This window comes from Bartonella sp. CL71SXKL, assembly GCF_042194935.1.
Taxonomy (GTDB): domain Bacteria; phylum Pseudomonadota; class Alphaproteobacteria; order Rhizobiales; family Rhizobiaceae; genus Bartonella.
Genome location: NZ_JBHINI010000115.1, coordinates 1 through 692 on the forward strand (window position 1 = coordinate 1; position 692 = coordinate 692).

Consider the following 692-nt stretch of genomic DNA (forward strand, 5'->3'; position numbering starts at 1 on the left):
TCTCAGCTACTGTTTTCAAATCATTTGTTACTGTAGTAACATTTTTATTGGTTGTAAAAAGCTGCGAGCCATTCACCGCATCCGTTGAGCTTTCTGAGAGTGTTCCAGCACTCACTCCGGTGATTGTCCGTTCCTTACCGTCTTTGTTTAAAACACTGATTTCAGTACCGCCTGCTGCCTTACCTATAGTGATAACACCCGATCCCCCCGCACGAAGACTACGACTTAACGTCACCTCTTCTTCTTGCTTAACAAGGATACTGTCTCTTACATCAGCAATTTCATTATTTGTTGCAAATAACTGTGAACCATTCACCGCTTGTTGTGAAGTCTCAGTGAGTGCCGCAGCCTTAACTTTCTTTATCTCTTTACCTCCAGCAACATTGTGATAAGTCTTCTCGTCACCTTCTGTGCCATCAGCATCAAATTGTGCAACTTTGAAATCAGGTTTCGTCCATTTGCCATCCTCATACTTAGTTCCGCCACCGAAATATTCCGCAAGGGAACTGTTCGTAGAATAAAGCTGGGATCCATTAACAGCATCCGTTGAGTTAGCAGCAACATCTCCATCCTTAAGAGAGGTGATCTTGCTGTTGCCTTTTTTCTCTCCTTCTCCATGCTGCGCACTAAAGGCATTTGCATCTTTGCTCCACGTCAACGAATCCTGTGCAACTCCTTGTGAAACTTCCTTA

At 43.8% G+C, this 692-nt stretch carries 1 pseudogene; it reads right to left on the reverse strand.

Features of this window, described 5'->3' with window-relative positions:
- Window positions 1–658, reverse strand: a pseudogene (locus ACFILA_RS09785) (hypothetical protein); the annotation flags it as partial.
- Between the last annotated feature and the right edge of the window lie 34 nt (window positions 659–692).